Below are 16,657 nucleotides of genomic sequence, written 5' to 3' on the forward strand. Positions count from 1 at the left end.
ACTTTCGTTTCCTTTCAACTATAATATAAATATTTCAAAATAAACTTCAGGGTTTAACTCTGAAGTTTATTTTAATTATATATTTTTTTAATAATATAGTAAACTAGGAATAATTAATCAACTAATTGGTATAACCAAAACTTAGATTAATTTTTTCATCTTTATAATCTGAAAATTCTTTTATAATACTAACAAGAGGTTCAATATCCTCAAAGAACACTACAACAGTATCTCCTTTTTTTGCTATATTAAGAGCTTTAACTAAGGCCTCTTCTTCTTTTAATACAACTTCGTATTTCCTTTTGCTATTTTTACTTAATATTCCATTAACTATTATTTCCGCTATTTCTCCCTTTTTTCTACCTCTTAAATTTTTATCTTCTTTAACAATTATATAATCTAAATATTCACATGATATCTTACCTATATCTAAAGCCATATCGTTACTTCTATCACCAGGTATTCCAACAACTCCATATATAGCCCCTCTATTCATATCTCTTACAGCTGAAAGAACTGCATTATATCCATCTAAATTATGTCCATAATCTAAAATTACGTTAATTCCATTTACATCATAACAATTAAATCTCCCTAAGTTTTTATCAGAGTTTAGTAAGTAGCTTGTAATACCATTCTTTATCATACAATAGTCTACTTTCATACCAACCAAAGCTCCACAAACAGCTAATATGTTTTCAATATTGAACTCTAATTTTCCATCTAAGGTTATTGGAACCTCATCCACTCTACATATTATATGTTTTTTACCTTCATTAACAACAACTATATCTTTGTTTTCTAAATATACAGATATACTACTTATCTTATTTTGTTTTAATAAAGGATTATTACAGTCCTTACTAAAAAATATTATATTAGCTTTTATTCTATTTAAAATAGATTTACTCCAATAATCATCTGCATTCAATACAACATAGCCACATTCTTTAACTGCTTCTCCAACTAAAGATTTTACATAGCAGAGTTTCTCCATGCTATCTACTCCATCAATTCCCAAATGGTCATCTCTTATATTTGTAATTACTGCTACATCAGCTAAATCATAAGCTAGCCCTTTTCTTATCATTCCACCTCTTGCTGTCTCTAAAACAGCAATATCTACATCAGGATTTAATAGTACTGATTTTGCACTTTCAAACCCAGTATCATCTCCGCAATCAATGCATTCATTATTTATATAAATACCATCAGTACTTGTCATTCCTATACTGTATCCCATCTTAGATAAAGTATGACTTATAACTCTTGTAGTTGTTGTTTTTCCATTTGTACCTGTTACAGATATAACTGGAATATTGAAAGGCTTACCATCATACAGCATATTTACTATTTCTTTTCCTACATTCCTTGCCTTACCTTTACTTGGATCAAGATGCATTCTTAATCCAGGAGCTGCATTAACTTCCATTATTATACCATTATTAAAAATAGGTTTAGATATGTCCTCAGCACATATATCTATACCACAAATATCAAGATTTAATGCCTTAGCTGCTCTTATACACAAATTAATATTTTCATCGCATATTACATCGGTACAATCTATAGCTTCTCCACCTGTAGATAGGTTAGCATTTTTTCTTAAATATATTTTCTCTTTAACCCTTAATATATGATTCAATTCTTTTCCTTGCTCATTTATACACTTAATAACCTCATCGTCAATTTTAACCTTAGTTAAGGGCTTTTCATGATCTTCTCCTCTATCAGGATTATCATTTAATTTATTTATTAAATCTAATATTGTATCTTTTCCATCACCTTCTACACAGGGCGGAACTCTTAATGATACTGCTACAACTTTATAATTTATTACACAAACTCTAAAATCATTTCCCTTATGATGTTTTTCTATAATTAGATCTTTAAACTTTTCTTGCAATGATCTATAAGCTACTAATAGCTCCTTTTCATTCTTAATATTTAATATTACTCCATTTCCCTTATTTCCATATTGAGGTTTTAAAACAACTGGATATCCCATATTCTCTGCTTCTTTTAATAAGCTTATTATATTATTAACTTTTGCACCTCTTGCAACAGGAATATTTTGTATTCTTAATAATTCCTTAGTTAGCATCTTATCACAAGATATATCTACTGATACACACCTTGTATTTGACCCAATTGATGCTTCAATTATTCTACCTTGCTTACCATATCCTATTTGATAAAAATCTCCAGTTCCAAGTTTAGTAATTGGTAATCCAACTCTACAAGCATAGTCACATATAGACCTTGTACTAGGTCCCATAATCTCATCTTTTAAAATACTTTTTAAAAACTCTATTCTTTCATCATAATTTATTGGTATTTTTTTTATTAAAGCATTTATTATATCTATTGAAAGCTTAGCTGTTTCTAAAGCAACATTTTCATATATATATTGATAGACTAGATAATAATGATCATTTTTTATTTCTCTAGATTTCCCATAGTGTATATCTATTCCTAATTTATTTTGTATAGCTATTATTATATGCTCGCATATATGAGCTAAATACGTTCCCTCTCTTAGTCTTTTTACAAAACCTCTTTCTTCATCAATACCACATCTATGAGTATTTAATTCAGGAATCATATTAATTAAATTTTCATTAAAGTCTTCTATATCCTTACTTGGAGTTTCGCTATATCCCTCTAAATCAACATCTATCCTTATACATTTTTTATGAGAATAAATATTTTTTCCTTTAAAGACTTTAGTCTCTATTATTTTCATTTTTACAATTTTCCTCCTCAAAAGGTAACTTAGTTAGGAGATTAAATTTGTCTCCTTCCTTTAATACATGTAAACTAACGTTAAACATACTTAATACTTCATCTGAATATTGCTCTGATACATTGCTACGAGTTATATTTCTAGCATCTAAAAAATATACAGCTCCAGTTCCAATAACTTCAGTTTCTCCAGTATCTTTCACAACTATTGCCGTGTCTTCGTCTATACCAATTCCTAAAACCTCAGGATTTTGAGCTATTCCTGTTAATAATCTACCAATTCTTCCTCTTTGAGCAAAATGTTGGTCTATCATTATACCTTTAACAAAACCTAATCCCGGTGCCATTTTTAAAGTGCATTTTCTAGGAGACTCTTCATCATCTCCTTTAACAATCATAGTATCACTCATAACAGATGCACCTGCAGATGTACCAACTATTATACAGCCTCTTTCACTTGCTTCTTTTAAAGCATCATAAATAGGAGTTCCTCCTACTAAGCTTGTTATCCTTAATTGATCTCCTCCTGTAAAAAATATAAGTGACGCTTGCTCTATGATCTGAATGTTTTCTTTATTTAAGGAATCTGACCTTTCTTTTATATTTAATCCTTTTATATTTATAACTCCTAACCCATTAAAAACCTTAGTGTATTTATCTAAAGCTTCATTAGGGTATTCTGTTGCTATTGTGGCTATTAAAATAACATCTTTTTCTTTATTTATTGAGCTGCAAACTTTTTTTAATATTTCTTTATCTCCCTCTTTGTCTTCCGCCCCTCCAATTATTATTAAATCTCCCTTAATTTTTTCCGACATAAACTCACCTCTTATCATGCATCTTTATTTTATCCACACTAACATAATCTTATTCATTAAAAGTAATTAAGAGGCCATTTTTAGATATAACTAAAAATGAGGATGAAAATCTAAAAGATTTCCATCCTCATCTAGGTTTAAATATTAAAATATAGCTCTTCCTGGTATTATTAACTTATCTCCTTGTTTTATGTTTTGATTTATATCTAACTCATTTAATTTACTTAATTCATCCATAGTGGTGTTATATTTTTTTGCTAAACTCCATAAAGTATCTCCTTCACCAACAACATATATGGTTACTGAAGCCTTTTTATCTTTTGCTTCTGCAGGGCCTTCAACTACACCCACAACACACTCTTTATTCATTCTATAACAAAGCTTAATAGTTAATCCAACATTAGCTTTTACAGCTATTGAATTACCTTCTATACTCGCATCTATATTTTCTAAAGTTACCTTAATTAAAGCGTTCATTCCCTTTTTAGCATCTTTTATATCAGCTGCTGTAATGAAGGAGATTTCTCCATTTGCTATTCCGTAATTTAATTCATCTCCTGCAAGCTTATAAATAGCTAATATCTTAACTACGCCTTCAACTTTAACCTTATTATCTTCAACCATCTTATCTGTTATAAAAGGAGTTCCTGTTACACTTATAATTTGTTCTAATCTATCATCTTTACCGCTTAATTCAACGTTATCTTTAACCATGGATTCCATATTTGTTATCGAATGTATTGCTCCAAACTCTTTTGCATCCTTTTCCAAATCAATATTCATAGTTGGACAATATGCATCCTTCAGCATTTCTATTTTATCCTTTGAATAAACCTTCACATTGCCCTTAATCAAGAACTCTATATCAACTACTCTATTTTCCCCTAAGTCATCTAAATTAACAGCATATTGATGATCTTTGATATTCATATTTAATGAACTAAGCATATCACCTGATATTCCTGGCATTTCTTCTTCTTTTGATAAATAAACATCATCCTGTAAAGTTACAAGTTCTTTATTCTCTTTTCCCTTATATAGAAGCTCAATTCTACAATAGCATCCAACATATACTTTATCTTCTACAACCTTTATTTCTTTTTTATGAAGATTCATAGAACATTTTAATACTTCTTCTATTTCAGGCTTATCCATTGTTACTTTCAACATAGATTTACCCATTAGATCTACTTCTTTTTCTCCCTTTACTCCGTTAAGCATTTCTTCTTTTTTCTGAGTTTGTATATCTCCTTTGCCTTCTATATCTTTTACATATTCAAATTCTCCATCCTTGTATACTTCCCACCTCAAGGTCATTATACCGTCAAGTCCCACTTTTCTCTCATTCATCCAATTAGCTTCAATATGTTCTATCTCACACTCAACATCGCATAATATATTATGTTCATCATTATTAAGATCAAGATAGTTGGCAAATTTATCAGTAAAAATAACTGAGTGTATTTTATTTGATGGAGATTCTGATATAGCTTCATCCTTTGGTAAATAAAATACTAAATAATTTAACTGACCTTCTACCATAACCTTGTCTCCAAGAGTCTCTTTATTTGTTATAGTAGCTTTTGCATCTACCCCCAATACTTGTTTCATATCAGGGTATTGTGAATCTCTTATTAAATATTCTCCTTTTAGTACATGATTTGTTAAGTTTTCCCTAAGTAATTGTTCATAATGAACGACTTCTTTTATTACATCTATTTGTGACATATAATCCCTCCCATACAATACCTATTATCAAATATATTTCTAACGCTATATATTTATTCAAACTTTTATATAATGTTTCTAAAATAAAAAACTCAAAATTCAACAATTTTACTACTCTTATTTACATTATGGGATTGATTATATTGATAAATGTCGAATTATAATTATAATTTAAGTTTTTTTTACTTTTTTTTAAATAAAATGTTGACATATATTAAAATATGTCGTATTATAAATATGGTTATTGACCATATAACCTCTCATAAATTCTCAATACCCTTTTATACCATAGTTGAAAGATGGAAACCCACCATCTTTCTTTTTTTATATTTTTACAAAAAAATATAGAGCCTCGTTTTTTCGAAGCTCTATTCTCTATAAAGCAAAATATAATTGTACTGTCTTTGTTAATACATCTGAATAGCTGTATGTTACTGTCCTTTGAATATCATTTTCTAGCCTTACTACAAAAATGCTTGGATGAGCACTTTCTATTACTCCGTTGTTTATTAGGATCTTTTTCCTTCCACCGTTTGCTTTTAGAGTAACCTTATCCCCTATATGATCTTCTATATCCCTCTTTATAGCGGCGATAGTCTTTACTTTTTCCATCATAAACACCTTCTTTCTTAATTATATTATACACCCAAACCCTATTTTTGTCAAATAAAATTTATATTTTATCACCTTTAATATAAGTTGTCAATGTAAACTTTTACCTTTTTTAACCCTCTAATATACATTTACTATTATACCTATCTTTAATTTTTTTATACATTTTATATATATTTCTAAGAAACTAGTCACATTTTAGTGCAGAAATTAAAAATCTACTGAGATTTCAGTAGATTTTTAATTAGTTAAAATATTTTTAAATATATGGAGATCTTGGGTATCCCTCTCTATACTTCCCCCTAGTTTGCAATCCTCCAACTCCTTTTATCCCTGTAATTGTATTATCTATAACCTCTATTATAGATACAACTTTATCAATTCTTGTGTATGCTATTTTTTCACATACAAATACCGGATCCAAGCAATGAATTAATACTCTATTAGGAGAACTTGCAAAATTAGCTCCTGCATCTAACATACATTCATAACAACTTTGACAAGCTCCTGCAAAGATGACTAGCTCATCATAACTTGAATTATAATTTCTTAAAGCTTTAACTGAATCTATATAGTATCTTGAATTTCTATAATTATCTAAATTTAAATAGTCATCTGTACTTCTTAAAACACTATCATGTCCTGTTAAAACAACTATATCAGGCTTTATTTCTTTAACTAAATCTACTATTATTTCAGGCTGTTTTCTTTCCGGAATAGATCTACCTACCGCCTCTAAAGACAACTGTTTATAAACTTTAAGGCACATTTCTAGATACTCACTATCACCATCTATATGCAATATCTTCCCTGGCCTTCCAAATATCAATTCTTTATTTTGTTGCACTTTAGAGGATTTACTCCCCCTTGTTAGGCTATTCATTTTACTTATAGCTTCTGTATCCCCTCTCATTGATACCGCTTTTTTTATAGCTTCATCAACTCTTGTATTTAATATTTTTTCTTTGCTTCCAATATATTGCCCATCAACCTTTTCTAAATCTTCTTTTTTTGAATCTGCTATAATTCTAATACTAATTCCCTTTAATACATAAACTGGTCTCCCATTTTCATCTTCTTTGATGTCTATTATTTTAAAGGTGATATCTTTATCATATGACTTTCTAACTACTAAATCTCCTATCTGCATTTTTTACCTCTTAGTATATTGCTTTATATTATCCTATGTCGAATTTTAATTATTTGTACATAAAAAAAGTGCTCACGGCACTTTTTCTAATCTAACTTATATTCTTTTTTGAACTCTTCTAAAAATCTAAGCATAAGTTCCTGCTCACTTATTATAGATTCTATTTTATTTCCAAAAGTATTTTGGCCCCAATTTACTTCATTATAATAATACCTATTTGCAAGTCTCCAATATCTTTGTGGGAACTGTAAATATGCATATAGTACTTTATACTCACAGTCTAAAAGCGGTGAAACTTCATTATAGGACTCTATTATTGCTTTAGCAAAATTAATATCCCAATCAACCCTTTTAAGAACTTTTATCATAAAATTAGATATATCAAAGGTTCTTACTTCTCTTTTACAGTAATCAAAATCAATAACATTACAGCTATCATTTTCATCTATAATTATATTGTGATATGTGAAATCATGGTGACAAAAACTTTTTTCACTTTCTGCTATTTCACATAACTTAATATAATCTGATTCTTCTAATGTTTTTAGAGCCTTTTTACCTATATCTTTATAGAATTCCATTGATTTTAAATATAGCAAGTCAAAATTATTTTTATTATTCTTCTTTCTTACCATATCTCTCATTTTATCAAAGGATTTTATTCTTTTATTCATAAGGTGAGTCCACCTACCCAAATCACTCTTTAACTTAGAATTTTCCGGAGGATCATATCCCTTTGATGCCTCATGTAAGCTAGCAAGAGTCTTTGATGCTAATTTCACCTCGTCTATGTTATGAAAATCACACTCTTTACCATCTATCCATTCTGATAATGTATAAAGATCTTCATTAACTAGGGCGTATGGATCCCCATCTATGTTTAAAAAATACTTATCCACTCCTTTAAAACCATTATTTATTAAATGTTCTTTAGCACCATAAACAAATAATAGCTTTTGAGGCCCATAATTTATCTTTTTTAAGCATCTCTCTCCCTTATTAGTTTTTAAATAATAAACTCCTTTATTCGCTTTTATAACTTCAATTTTAATGTCAAACTGCCTTTCGATTTCAAATTCTCTCATCATAACGCTCACCCCCTTTATATTTATATGACTATATCTATTCTTTTATTAACATTTTATTCCTATCTTTAATATAATAAATTAAAAACAATGTGAAAGGATTAAATCATGAAGATAGGCATAGATGGCAGGGCTGCAAAATGGTATAGAGGGACTGGAATTGGCACATATACTTATCAACTTATAAACAGTATAAATAAGGTTGATAAAATTAATGACTACTTAGTTTTTCTACCTGAACATTCAGCTCTAGATTTAAGTGACAATTTTAAAGTTGAACCAGTAAAGGCCACTTCGAATTCTAACTTTTGGGATGAAGTTAGAATTCCTAATATTTTAAATGATACGAATATAGATATTTATCATGTCCCTCAAAATGGTGTTGGTCTCTCTCCCCACATAAATTGTCACAAAATTATTACATTGCATGATATAATCCCATTGAGAATGCCAGAAACCGTTAGTGATAGATATCTGTATATATTTAATAACGAACTACCTAAAATAATAAATGATTGTGATGGTATTTTAACAGTTTCTGAATTTTCAAAGCAAGATATATCAAAAGAGTTTAATTTTCCACAAGATAAAATTTTTGTTACACATCTTGCTGCTGAGGATATATATAGACCATTAGATAAGTATGAATGCAAGAAAATAATCGAAAAGGAATATGGCATAAAGGATGATTTTGTTCTTTATGTAGGTGGATTCAGCCCTAGAAAAAATATATTAGGACTTATAGAAGCTTTTTCTCTTATTTCTAAAAGCATAAAAAGAAACTTAAAATTAGTTATAACAGGAAAAAAGGGAATTTCATATGAAATATACAAAAAAAGAACTATAGACCTTGATATAGAAAATGAAGTTATTTTTACTGATTTCATTCCCCTTGAAAGTTTGCCTATTTTTTATAATGCATCTGAATTATTGGCATATCCATCCTTTTATGAGGGTTTTGGATTGCCTCCACTAGAAGCCATGGCTTGTGGCACACCTGTGATAGCTTCTAATGTAACTTCTCTCCCAGAAGTTTGTAGTGATTCAGCTTTACTTATCAATCCCTATAATATAGATGAGTTGATTTGTGCAATAGAAAAAGTTTTGACAGATGATTCACTTAGGTTAGAAATGATTAAGCAAGGACTTGTTAAGAGTTCTAACTACTCTTGGAATATAACTGCTGAAACTACCTTAAAAGCTTATGAAAAAGTTATTAAATCTTAAAATAATAAAACAAAACTAAAAGGGCATCTTCTTAAGATAATAAGTGATGTCCTTTTAGTCTATTAATAAAAATATTCATTCATCTCTAATATAAAACTATTTATGAAATCTAATCTATAATTTTCATTGCTAATCTTATCCTTTAGCCTATTTATAAATACTTCATATTCCCATTTCTTTTGTTTATAGTAATAATCTCTTGATATTGTAACAAAGTCTTTTGGAAAACATAAAATTGCATATATTAATTTTATCTCTTGTTTATCTAATTTTTCTATAGAATTATATGAATCTATTATGGATTTAAACTTATTAATTTCGTAGCAACTATTTTTTATTACCTTAATAGAATAGTTAGCTATATCCAATGATCTAGTATCTATTTTACAATAATCGAAATCTATTATTTTAATCTTATCTCCATCAACGATAAAGTTATGATGCGCTAAGTCATTATGGCATAGAACTCTTTTATTATAATCTTCTAAAATGAAATTATATTCACACATAGCTAAAAGCTCCATAGATTTCTGTATTTGATTAATATTGCTATCTACATTCTCTAAAAATATTTTATCAAATTCACTTTTATGCCTAAATCTTTCAACATATCCTTTAATACTCACCAAATCTTCCTTAGCTTTACTAAATTGATATGGTAAATATTCGCCTAAGTTTCCCTTAATAACTTCTCCACTTAATTTATTAAATATTCCCTTTGAAGCTTTATGCATACTTGCTATACTTTTTGAACACATTTCAATTTCTACTGGATTAGTAAATGTAGCCTCTCTTCCTTCTATCATATCTAATAATACATAAGTTTTATCACCAAATTTATAAGTTATATCTCCTTTGTCACTTATATAATAACTAAGTACATCACTATATTCTTCAGATATATATTTTAGGGCTTCATTTATAAATTTTATTCTGTCTTCACTTGAATCTGTAATCTTTAATATCTTCTTCCCTTTATTAGTTAGTAAAACAAATACCTTTCTTAGTGGTATTATATCTTCTATCTCTAAGGATAGTTTTCCTAAAAATTCTTCATTTAAGTCATATTGACACAATATATCCTTATCTACATATCTAAATTTATTCATTTCTTAGATCCCCCATTAAATTATTAAACACCTAAAATCCATACTCTTTGCTTTACTTAAGCTCTCTAAAACTTCATTTTCACTCAACTTTGTTTTTCCAATTATATATTTTTCTAAAACCCTTAGTTCCTCATTTGGATAAGAACTTAGTGCCCTTAAATATTCTCTGCTATCAACTCCTAAATTTTCCTCATTAACATAAAAATCTATTATTTTTTCTATACTTATATCTATATCTTTTCTCTTCATTTTCTTTATATATGAATATATATCATGTTCTTTAATGTTGTATGTTAAATATTTTATAGTTCCTATAAATATTTTATTATCATCTGATATAGTTAAATTACTTTCATCTACTCTACTTAAGCAAATTTCATAGTTTTTCATACTTCGTTCAATTAATTTTCTATAGTTATTAGAGTATAAATGATTTAATGCTTTCTTACCTTTATTTAGCAAGAGTTCTCCATTTTTTATTAAATAAAAATCTATTGAATTTAAACTATCTTTATTTTCTATTTCTTTAAGATACCTATTAATTAAAAATATCTGTGCAGTATAATTATCAATCTCTCTTCCAATAGAAGCTCCTATTCTAGGTAATAAATTTTCCTTATATTCCCCTATTTTATTATGAAAACAAATTATATTTTCAACTTGTTTCAATATATCATCAGAACTTTTATACTTAGATTGATTTACTTTGTCATTTACTATATAAATATTTTTTTCTTCTAGATATGACTTTAGTTCTAAACTTTGCATTTCATCACCTCAACTAAAGAAATTATCAACAAATTTTTCTCTTTCATTTCTATCTCTTAAATATTTGTTTATCTTATTAACTAAAAATTCCTCTCCCCAGGGTTGCTGCTCCCAATAATATTGAAGACCAATTTGCCAAAAACCTTGAGGGAATCTAATAAAGCCTTTCATAAGTCTTATTTCTTCATCGTATAAAGAGTGCGTTTTAGAGTAATTCTCTAATATTAATTGGGCTTTATCGTTATTCCAATTTCCATCTTTCATACTTCTAATTAATAGCGATGCTAAATCGTGTATATGTGAGTCTAGCATACAATAATCAAAATCTATTATATTTAACTCTCCGTTAGTATCTATCAATATATTATGATTAGCATAATCATGATGGCAAAAGCCTCTTTTTAGCACCTCTTTATTCATTATCTCTATATATCTATTTGATTTTATCTCATCTATTGCTTTCTTTCCTCTATCCAGCTCTTCATTTATAGTATTTAAATATATATTATCGAATTCAGATTTATAAGCTTTTTGATAAATTCTATTTTTGAAATCTAGTATTTCATTGCATCTTGTTTCAAACACAGTAATCCAAGAATACCATCCTATTCTAGGCATCATATTTTCATTTAAAGTAAAGCATTCACTACACTTATGCAATTCTCCAAGTTTTTTTGCTGCTAATCTTAAATCATCTAAATTTTTATAGTTACAATTTCTAGAGTTAATCCATTCTGTTAAATATGCATAACAATTTCCAAGTTTTATATAACCAAAGTCATCTTTCGTACTAATAATTTTAGGTATTTTATTAAAACCTCTCTTTTCTAAATGCTTTATAGCTGAAAATATAAAATAAAAATGAGGAAATTGGTACTTAACTACTTTAATACCATACTCTCCCTCATTCGTTTTAAGTCTATAACTATTTTTAACCTTTTCTATACTATCTATATTTAAGGAATACTCAGATTGAATCTTATTTTTTATATATGAAATCTCCATGTAATTCTCCTTAAGACTTATTCTATGCCATTATATGAAAATACATATTTTATTGTGTTTACTATCACATAATTAAATTATTAATAATATCCTGTTATATATAATGAAAATCATAATATCTATAATATATAGGATAATTTTAGGAGGATTACTATGAAAATATCTATAGATGCCAGAGGTATCAATTTATATAACGGAACTGGTATTGGAACTTATACAGAAAATCTAGTTACCGAATTGCTTAATATAGATAATAAAAATAATTATTCATTATTTTGGACAGGGAAAAACTATGAAAGATTTAAAAAAGAAAATAGTAAAATAATATTTACCTCTAAAAAACATGGTGGATTTTATGAGAACTACTATTTTCCCAACTTCATAAAAAATAATGATATCCAAATTCATCATATTCCTCAAAATGGAATTGGATATTGTGAAAATTATGAGAACAATTGTATAGTTACTATTCATGACTTAATTCCATATACTTTACCAGAAACTACTGGTAGAGGATACTTAGAGAGATTTTTAAGAAATATGCCTTCTATAATAGATAACTCTAAAGGAATACTTACAGTTTCTGAGTATTCTAAAAGGGATATTTTAAAGTTTTTTAATCATATTCCTGAAGAAAAAATAATTGTTACTCCTTTAGCCGCTAACTCAAATTTTAAACCATTGGATAGAGCCCAATGTAGAAACTATATTAAAGAAAAATTTAATTTTGATAAACCATATATACTATACATAGGTGGATTTAGTGCACGTAAAAATGCTAGAGAACTTATTTTAGCTTTTGATAAAATAAATAAAGATTTAAAAGAGCCTCATATATTGCTTTTAGCTGGCTCTATTAAAGATGAAGGAAAAAAACTTGTTAATATGGTAGAAAAGTTATCATCCAAGGAAAATATACTCTTTACAGGATTTATAGAAGATTCCCTTTTACCTACACTATATAATGGAGCTGAAGCTTTTGTTTATCCTTCACTTTATGAAGGATTTGGCCTCCCCCCATTAGAAGCAATGAGTTGTATGACTCCTGTTATAACCTCTAATATAACTTCTATCCCTGAGGTTACTGGAGATGCTTGTATATTAATAAATCCTTTTAATATGTCTGATCTTGAAAGTGCCTTGTTAAATCTACTAAATAATAATGATCTAAAATTAGATTTATCTAAAAAAGGATATGAAAGAAGTCTCCAATTTTCTTGGAGACAAACTGCCATGAAAACATTAGAGGCCTATGAAAAAATACTTAGGCTCTAATGGTATATATTATAAACTATATCTTTAAAAAGCTCATAGTTCGTTATTTCAGGTGCCCTTTCTACTATATTACTTAATACTAAGAAAGGGTTGTTTCCTGAATTATCCACATTTTCATTTAACTGTTTTATCTTTAATGAATATAAGGAACTTGGAACAAAATTAGAATTTAATAATTCCTTGGAAAGTAGCTCTTTATTAGTAGCAGCATATGAAATAAAACTTTTTATAGCTTCTTCATTGTCAATTTTTAATGCTACTAAGTTTTCACCACCTATATCATAAAATCTATTTTCACCTATATTAAATGTTGGAGGGTTCCTACATTCCCATACCCCATCTATATTTGAATCATTTAACTCCTTATAAAAATTTAAAGAATCTAATCTACATATATAATTATTATCATTCGTAAAATTACTATTATATATTGAATTTATATTATCTATAATTTCCCTATTTGAATAATTTTTATTTTGTAAATCTACTAATTGAGCCGCTAATAAAAGATTTATATTGTCTCTATCCTTGCTTGAGAATATACTTATTTCACCATTACTCTTATTATATATATCGCTTCCTATTTTTAATAATTGTTCCCAAGTACTAACATCCTCTACGCTATATCCAAATTCGCTTAATATATCACTTCTTAAAAACAACCCTATTGGATTAGATGTAAAAGGAACTGCGTAGTAATTGTCATCTATTTTCACTTCTTGCAGCCTACTTTTATTAAAATTTTTACTATATGTTTCTATTATTTCTTTATTCTCTGCTGTAAAATTAATCTTATCCTTTATATTGTCTATCTCCATAAAGTTTAAATGAACTATATTAGGTAACAATTTTTTTTCTGTATTTAAAATTTTATCTAGATAATCCTCTTCTTTTATACTAACTACTTCTATATTAACTCTTTTATTATTCTTTTTGAATTCCCTTGAAATGGAATTAAAATAGGAAAAATACTTATCGTTTGTCCATATAACTATATCTCCTTTTATTAAACTAGTATTAGATTTACTTATAAATACACTTATTCCTCCCATAATAAATACTATTATTAATAAATAAACTATTATTTTCTTTCTAATCTTCATTTTTAACACATCCTAAAATTATATCTAATAAAATTATACTCTATTCCTATACATTTATTAATATTAAATAATTTTGCTTTCTAAAGATTATTATACTATAATAATTAAATATACAGATTATTAGTTAGGAGATTGTTATGCATATAGATAATTTAAATTATTTTTTCCAAGTTGCTAATTCTAAAAGTATTTCAACTGTAGCGAAAAATGCACATCTATCCCAATCTGCACTAAGTCAACAAATACTAAAATTAGAAAATGAGTTAAATGTAAAACTATTAAATAGAAGTAATAAAGGTGTTACCCTAACTACTGAAGGAGAAATTCTATTTAAGCATTGCGAAACTATACTTAGTGCTTATAATAAAATGCAAGAAGAGATATTAAGCTCTATTAATAAAAAAAAATACATATCAATTGAAGCTGTGGAATCAATAAGTCTGACTATTTTACCAGTAGCTATATCTAAGCTGAAAAAAGTATATGATTTCTACACAATAAATTCAGATACTATTGAATGCTGCTCAAACATGAATTTACCTAATAATATTTGTGATATTTATATATGTTATAAAAAGCCTGAAGAATTTGAAGGCATTATAACAAAGCAAATAGGATTTGACGAAATCGTTTTGATAAGCAATTCTAATTTCCCAATTAACACTATAAAAAAGGAACAGCTATTTGATTTGCCACTAATATTTACTTTTAATAAAAGTTGCTTAAAAAATTCACTATATTCAGCCTTAAACTTTAATGAAGAAGATTTAGAGCATGTAAATATTCTTTATAGTTCTAATTCTTATTTTTCGGCTTTAAATGGCGTATTATCAAGTAAAGCTGTAGCTTTTATACCTATGAGTATATATAATAACTACTGCTCTACAACTAATATAAAGAGAATTAAAATAGAAGACTTTTCAGTTTCACTTCCAATATACATAAACTATACTGAATCATTTTATAAAACTAATTCAGACTTTATTAAATCATTAAATAACATATTAAAGGGTTACTTATCCTAAGTAACCCTTTAATATGTTCTTAATAATAGCCATTCTGCTATTTCTTTTAATACATTCTTATATTCATTTTCAGGAAGTTTATCTATACCCTTAAAGCATTTTTTCATATACTTTCCAGCTAAATCCTTAGCCATTTTAATTCCATCATTTGCTTTAACTAAGTCTATTATTTTGCCTATCTCTTCTTCAGTATAAAAGTCTTTTTCTAAAATTTCTTCAAATGAAGATTTATTATTTTTATATGCATATATAAACGGAATTGTATATATTCCTTGCTTTAAATCATTTGCTGCAGACTTCTTAATACTTTTATCGCTACCCTCATAATCTAAAATATCATCTATTATCTGAAAGGCCATCCCTAAATTATGTCCTATATTTCCAAGTTCCCTACAAATCTTATTATCTGCATCACATTCAGCTGCACCCAAATATAGTGATATTGAAAATAATTCAGCAGTCTTTCCTGATATTCTACTCAAATAGTCTTTTACAGATAATTTCATAGAAAATCTTGAATTTAACTGATTAACTTCTCCCATACAAATCTTTGACATTGCTCTTGAATCCATTTTTATAGCCTGTAATGAAGAATTTGTTGCTAAGATTTTAAAACATACACAGAAAAGATAATCTCCTATATAAACAGCATAATCCTTTCCATACTTAGATTGAATAGTTTCTTGTCCTCTCCTAAGCTTTGAATCATCTATAACATCATCATGTACTAATGTTGCCATATGTAACATTTCTATTACTGCTGCAGTTGGAATAGACTTTTCTTTATCAGGATTTCCAAATTTTGATCCTATTAAAACAAAAGCAGGTCTTAATAACTTACCACCTGATTCTATTAATTCTAATATGGAGTTTTCAATCCTTTTGTCTTTGCATTTAACATTTTTTTTCATTAAATTTATTACACAAACAAGTTCTTGCTTTAATTCAGGATACTTATTCCAAATCTTGTCCATTATAATCCACCTTCTTAGTGACAATCTAAATAA

The 16,657-nt window shown here is 27.4% G+C and carries 14 protein-coding genes; 3 read left to right on the forward strand and 11 right to left on the reverse strand.

Features of this window, described 5'->3' with window-relative positions; genetic code table 11:
• Positions 1–121: 121 nt before the first annotated feature.
• From cphA to ACYUEX_RS18020, 6 genes are all read right to left on the reverse strand, one after another.
• The gene (cphA, locus tag ACYUEX_RS17995) at positions 122–2,746 is read right to left on the reverse strand and encodes a cyanophycin synthetase (RefSeq protein WP_460289385.1); all 2,625 of its coding nucleotides are present in this window, start codon (positions 2,744–2,746) and stop codon (positions 122–124) included.
• The gene (locus ACYUEX_RS18000) at positions 2,727–3,563 is read right to left on the reverse strand and encodes a cyanophycinase (protein WP_460289386.1); all 837 of its coding nucleotides are present in this window, start codon (positions 3,561–3,563) and stop codon (positions 2,727–2,729) included. The genes cphA and ACYUEX_RS18000 overlap by 20 nt, the downstream gene beginning before the upstream one ends.
• A 144-nt stretch (positions 3,564–3,707) precedes the next feature.
• The gene (locus ACYUEX_RS18005; RefSeq protein ID WP_460289387.1) at positions 3,708–5,291 is read right to left on the reverse strand and encodes a DUF3794 and LysM peptidoglycan-binding domain-containing protein; all 1,584 of its coding nucleotides are present in this window, start codon (positions 5,289–5,291) and stop codon (positions 3,708–3,710) included.
• Between the two features lie 375 nt (positions 5,292–5,666).
• Positions 5,667–5,903 carry a Veg family protein gene (locus ACYUEX_RS18010; RefSeq protein ID WP_322413704.1) on the reverse strand — a complete coding sequence of 79 codons (237 nt, stop codon included), beginning with the start codon at positions 5,901–5,903 and terminating at the stop codon, positions 5,667–5,669.
• A 259-nt stretch (positions 5,904–6,162) separates the two neighbouring features.
• Positions 6,163–7,053: a sporulation peptidase YabG gene (yabG, locus tag ACYUEX_RS18015; RefSeq protein ID WP_411169024.1), complete on the reverse strand. Its 891-nt coding sequence runs from the start codon at positions 7,051–7,053 to the stop codon at positions 6,163–6,165.
• A gap of 86 nt (positions 7,054–7,139) precedes the next feature.
• Positions 7,140–8,141: a CotS family spore coat protein gene (locus ACYUEX_RS18020; protein ID WP_460289388.1), complete on the reverse strand. Its 1,002-nt coding sequence runs from the start codon at positions 8,139–8,141 to the stop codon at positions 7,140–7,142.
• Between the two features lie 105 nt (positions 8,142–8,246).
• Between ACYUEX_RS18020 and ACYUEX_RS18025 the strand changes: the two genes are divergently transcribed.
• Positions 8,247–9,365, forward strand: a complete 1,119-nt coding sequence (locus ACYUEX_RS18025) for a glycosyltransferase family 4 protein (RefSeq protein WP_460289389.1) — start codon at positions 8,247–8,249, stop codon at positions 9,363–9,365.
• A gap of 62 nt (positions 9,366–9,427) precedes the next feature.
• Here the strand turns inward: ACYUEX_RS18025 and ACYUEX_RS18030 are convergent, their stop codons facing one another.
• From ACYUEX_RS18030 to ACYUEX_RS18040, 3 genes are read right to left on the reverse strand one after another with little or no spacing between them, the layout of a single operon-like run.
• Entirely contained in the window at positions 9,428–10,474 is a 1,047-nt protein-coding gene (locus tag ACYUEX_RS18030) for a CotS family spore coat protein (protein WP_460289390.1), read from the reverse strand.
• A 15-nt stretch (positions 10,475–10,489) separates the two neighbouring features.
• On the reverse strand, positions 10,490–11,242 hold the full coding sequence (locus ACYUEX_RS18035; protein WP_460289391.1) for a hypothetical protein: 753 nt from the start codon (positions 11,240–11,242) through the stop codon (positions 10,490–10,492).
• A 9-nt stretch (positions 11,243–11,251) separates the two neighbouring features.
• Positions 11,252–12,247 carry a CotS family spore coat protein gene (locus ACYUEX_RS18040; protein ID WP_460289392.1) on the reverse strand — a complete coding sequence of 332 codons (996 nt, stop codon included), beginning with the start codon at positions 12,245–12,247 and terminating at the stop codon, positions 11,252–11,254.
• A gap of 153 nt (positions 12,248–12,400) precedes the next feature.
• Between ACYUEX_RS18040 and ACYUEX_RS18045 the strand changes: the two genes are divergently transcribed.
• Positions 12,401–13,522 carry a glycosyltransferase family 4 protein gene (locus ACYUEX_RS18045; protein WP_460289393.1) on the forward strand — a complete coding sequence of 374 codons (1,122 nt, stop codon included), beginning with the start codon at positions 12,401–12,403 and terminating at the stop codon, positions 13,520–13,522.
• Here ACYUEX_RS18045 and ACYUEX_RS18050 read toward each other — a convergent pair.
• Positions 13,519–14,625, reverse strand: a complete 1,107-nt coding sequence (locus tag ACYUEX_RS18050; protein ID WP_460289394.1) for an ABC transporter substrate-binding protein — start codon at positions 14,623–14,625, stop codon at positions 13,519–13,521. The two genes, ACYUEX_RS18045 and ACYUEX_RS18050, sit on opposite strands and share 4 nt — an antisense overlap.
• A gap of 137 nt (positions 14,626–14,762) precedes the next feature.
• Here ACYUEX_RS18050 and ACYUEX_RS18055 point away from each other — a divergent pair, with 137 nt between their 5' ends.
• Positions 14,763–15,650 (forward strand): LysR family transcriptional regulator, encoded by an 888-nt coding sequence (locus ACYUEX_RS18055; RefSeq protein WP_460289395.1) that lies wholly within the window; start codon positions 14,763–14,765, stop codon positions 15,648–15,650.
• Between the two features lie 8 nt (positions 15,651–15,658).
• Here ACYUEX_RS18055 and ACYUEX_RS18060 read toward each other — a convergent pair whose 3' ends face one another.
• On the reverse strand, positions 15,659–16,624 hold the full coding sequence (locus tag ACYUEX_RS18060; RefSeq protein ID WP_460289396.1) for a polyprenyl synthetase family protein: 966 nt from the start codon (positions 16,622–16,624) through the stop codon (positions 15,659–15,661).
• Positions 16,625–16,657 lie beyond the last annotated feature (33 nt).

It is taken from the genome of Clostridium sp. CTA-7, assembly GCF_054768095.1.

What these genes read in the sequence shown, in the direction of transcription:
- ACYUEX_RS18060 (WP_460289396.1), bottom strand. Translation starts at nt 16,624, where the DNA reads ATGGACAAGATTTGGAATAAGTATCCTGAATTAAAGCAAGAACTTGTT.
- ACYUEX_RS18010 (WP_322413704.1), bottom strand. Translation starts at nt 5,903, where the DNA reads ATGGAAAAAGTAAAGACTATCGCCGCTATAAAGAGGGATATAGAAGAT.
- ACYUEX_RS18005 (WP_460289387.1), bottom strand. Translation starts at nt 5,291, where the DNA reads ATGTCACAAATAGATGTAATAAAAGAAGTCGTTCATTATGAACAATTA.
- ACYUEX_RS18035 (WP_460289391.1), bottom strand. Translation starts at nt 11,242, where the DNA reads ATGCAAAGTTTAGAACTAAAGTCATATCTAGAAGAAAAAAATATTTAT.
- ACYUEX_RS18040 (WP_460289392.1), bottom strand. Translation starts at nt 12,247, where the DNA reads ATGGAGATTTCATATATAAAAAATAAGATTCAATCTGAGTATTCCTTA.
- ACYUEX_RS18050 (WP_460289394.1), bottom strand. Translation starts at nt 14,625, where the DNA reads ATGAAGATTAGAAAGAAAATAATAGTTTATTTATTAATAATAGTATTT.
- cphA (WP_460289385.1), bottom strand. Translation starts at nt 2,746, where the DNA reads ATGAAAATAATAGAGACTAAAGTCTTTAAAGGAAAAAATATTTATTCT.
- ACYUEX_RS18000 (WP_460289386.1), bottom strand. Translation starts at nt 3,563, where the DNA reads ATGTCGGAAAAAATTAAGGGAGATTTAATAATAATTGGAGGGGCGGAA.
- ACYUEX_RS18045 (WP_460289393.1), top strand. Translation starts at nt 12,401, where the DNA reads ATGAAAATATCTATAGATGCCAGAGGTATCAATTTATATAACGGAACT.
- ACYUEX_RS18025 (WP_460289389.1), top strand. Translation starts at nt 8,247, where the DNA reads ATGAAGATAGGCATAGATGGCAGGGCTGCAAAATGGTATAGAGGGACT.
- ACYUEX_RS18030 (WP_460289390.1), bottom strand. Translation starts at nt 10,474, where the DNA reads ATGAATAAATTTAGATATGTAGATAAGGATATATTGTGTCAATATGAC.
- yabG (WP_411169024.1), bottom strand. Translation starts at nt 7,053, where the DNA reads ATGCAGATAGGAGATTTAGTAGTTAGAAAGTCATATGATAAAGATATC.
- ACYUEX_RS18020 (WP_460289388.1), bottom strand. Translation starts at nt 8,141, where the DNA reads ATGATGAGAGAATTTGAAATCGAAAGGCAGTTTGACATTAAAATTGAA.
- ACYUEX_RS18055 (WP_460289395.1), top strand. Translation starts at nt 14,763, where the DNA reads ATGCATATAGATAATTTAAATTATTTTTTCCAAGTTGCTAATTCTAAA.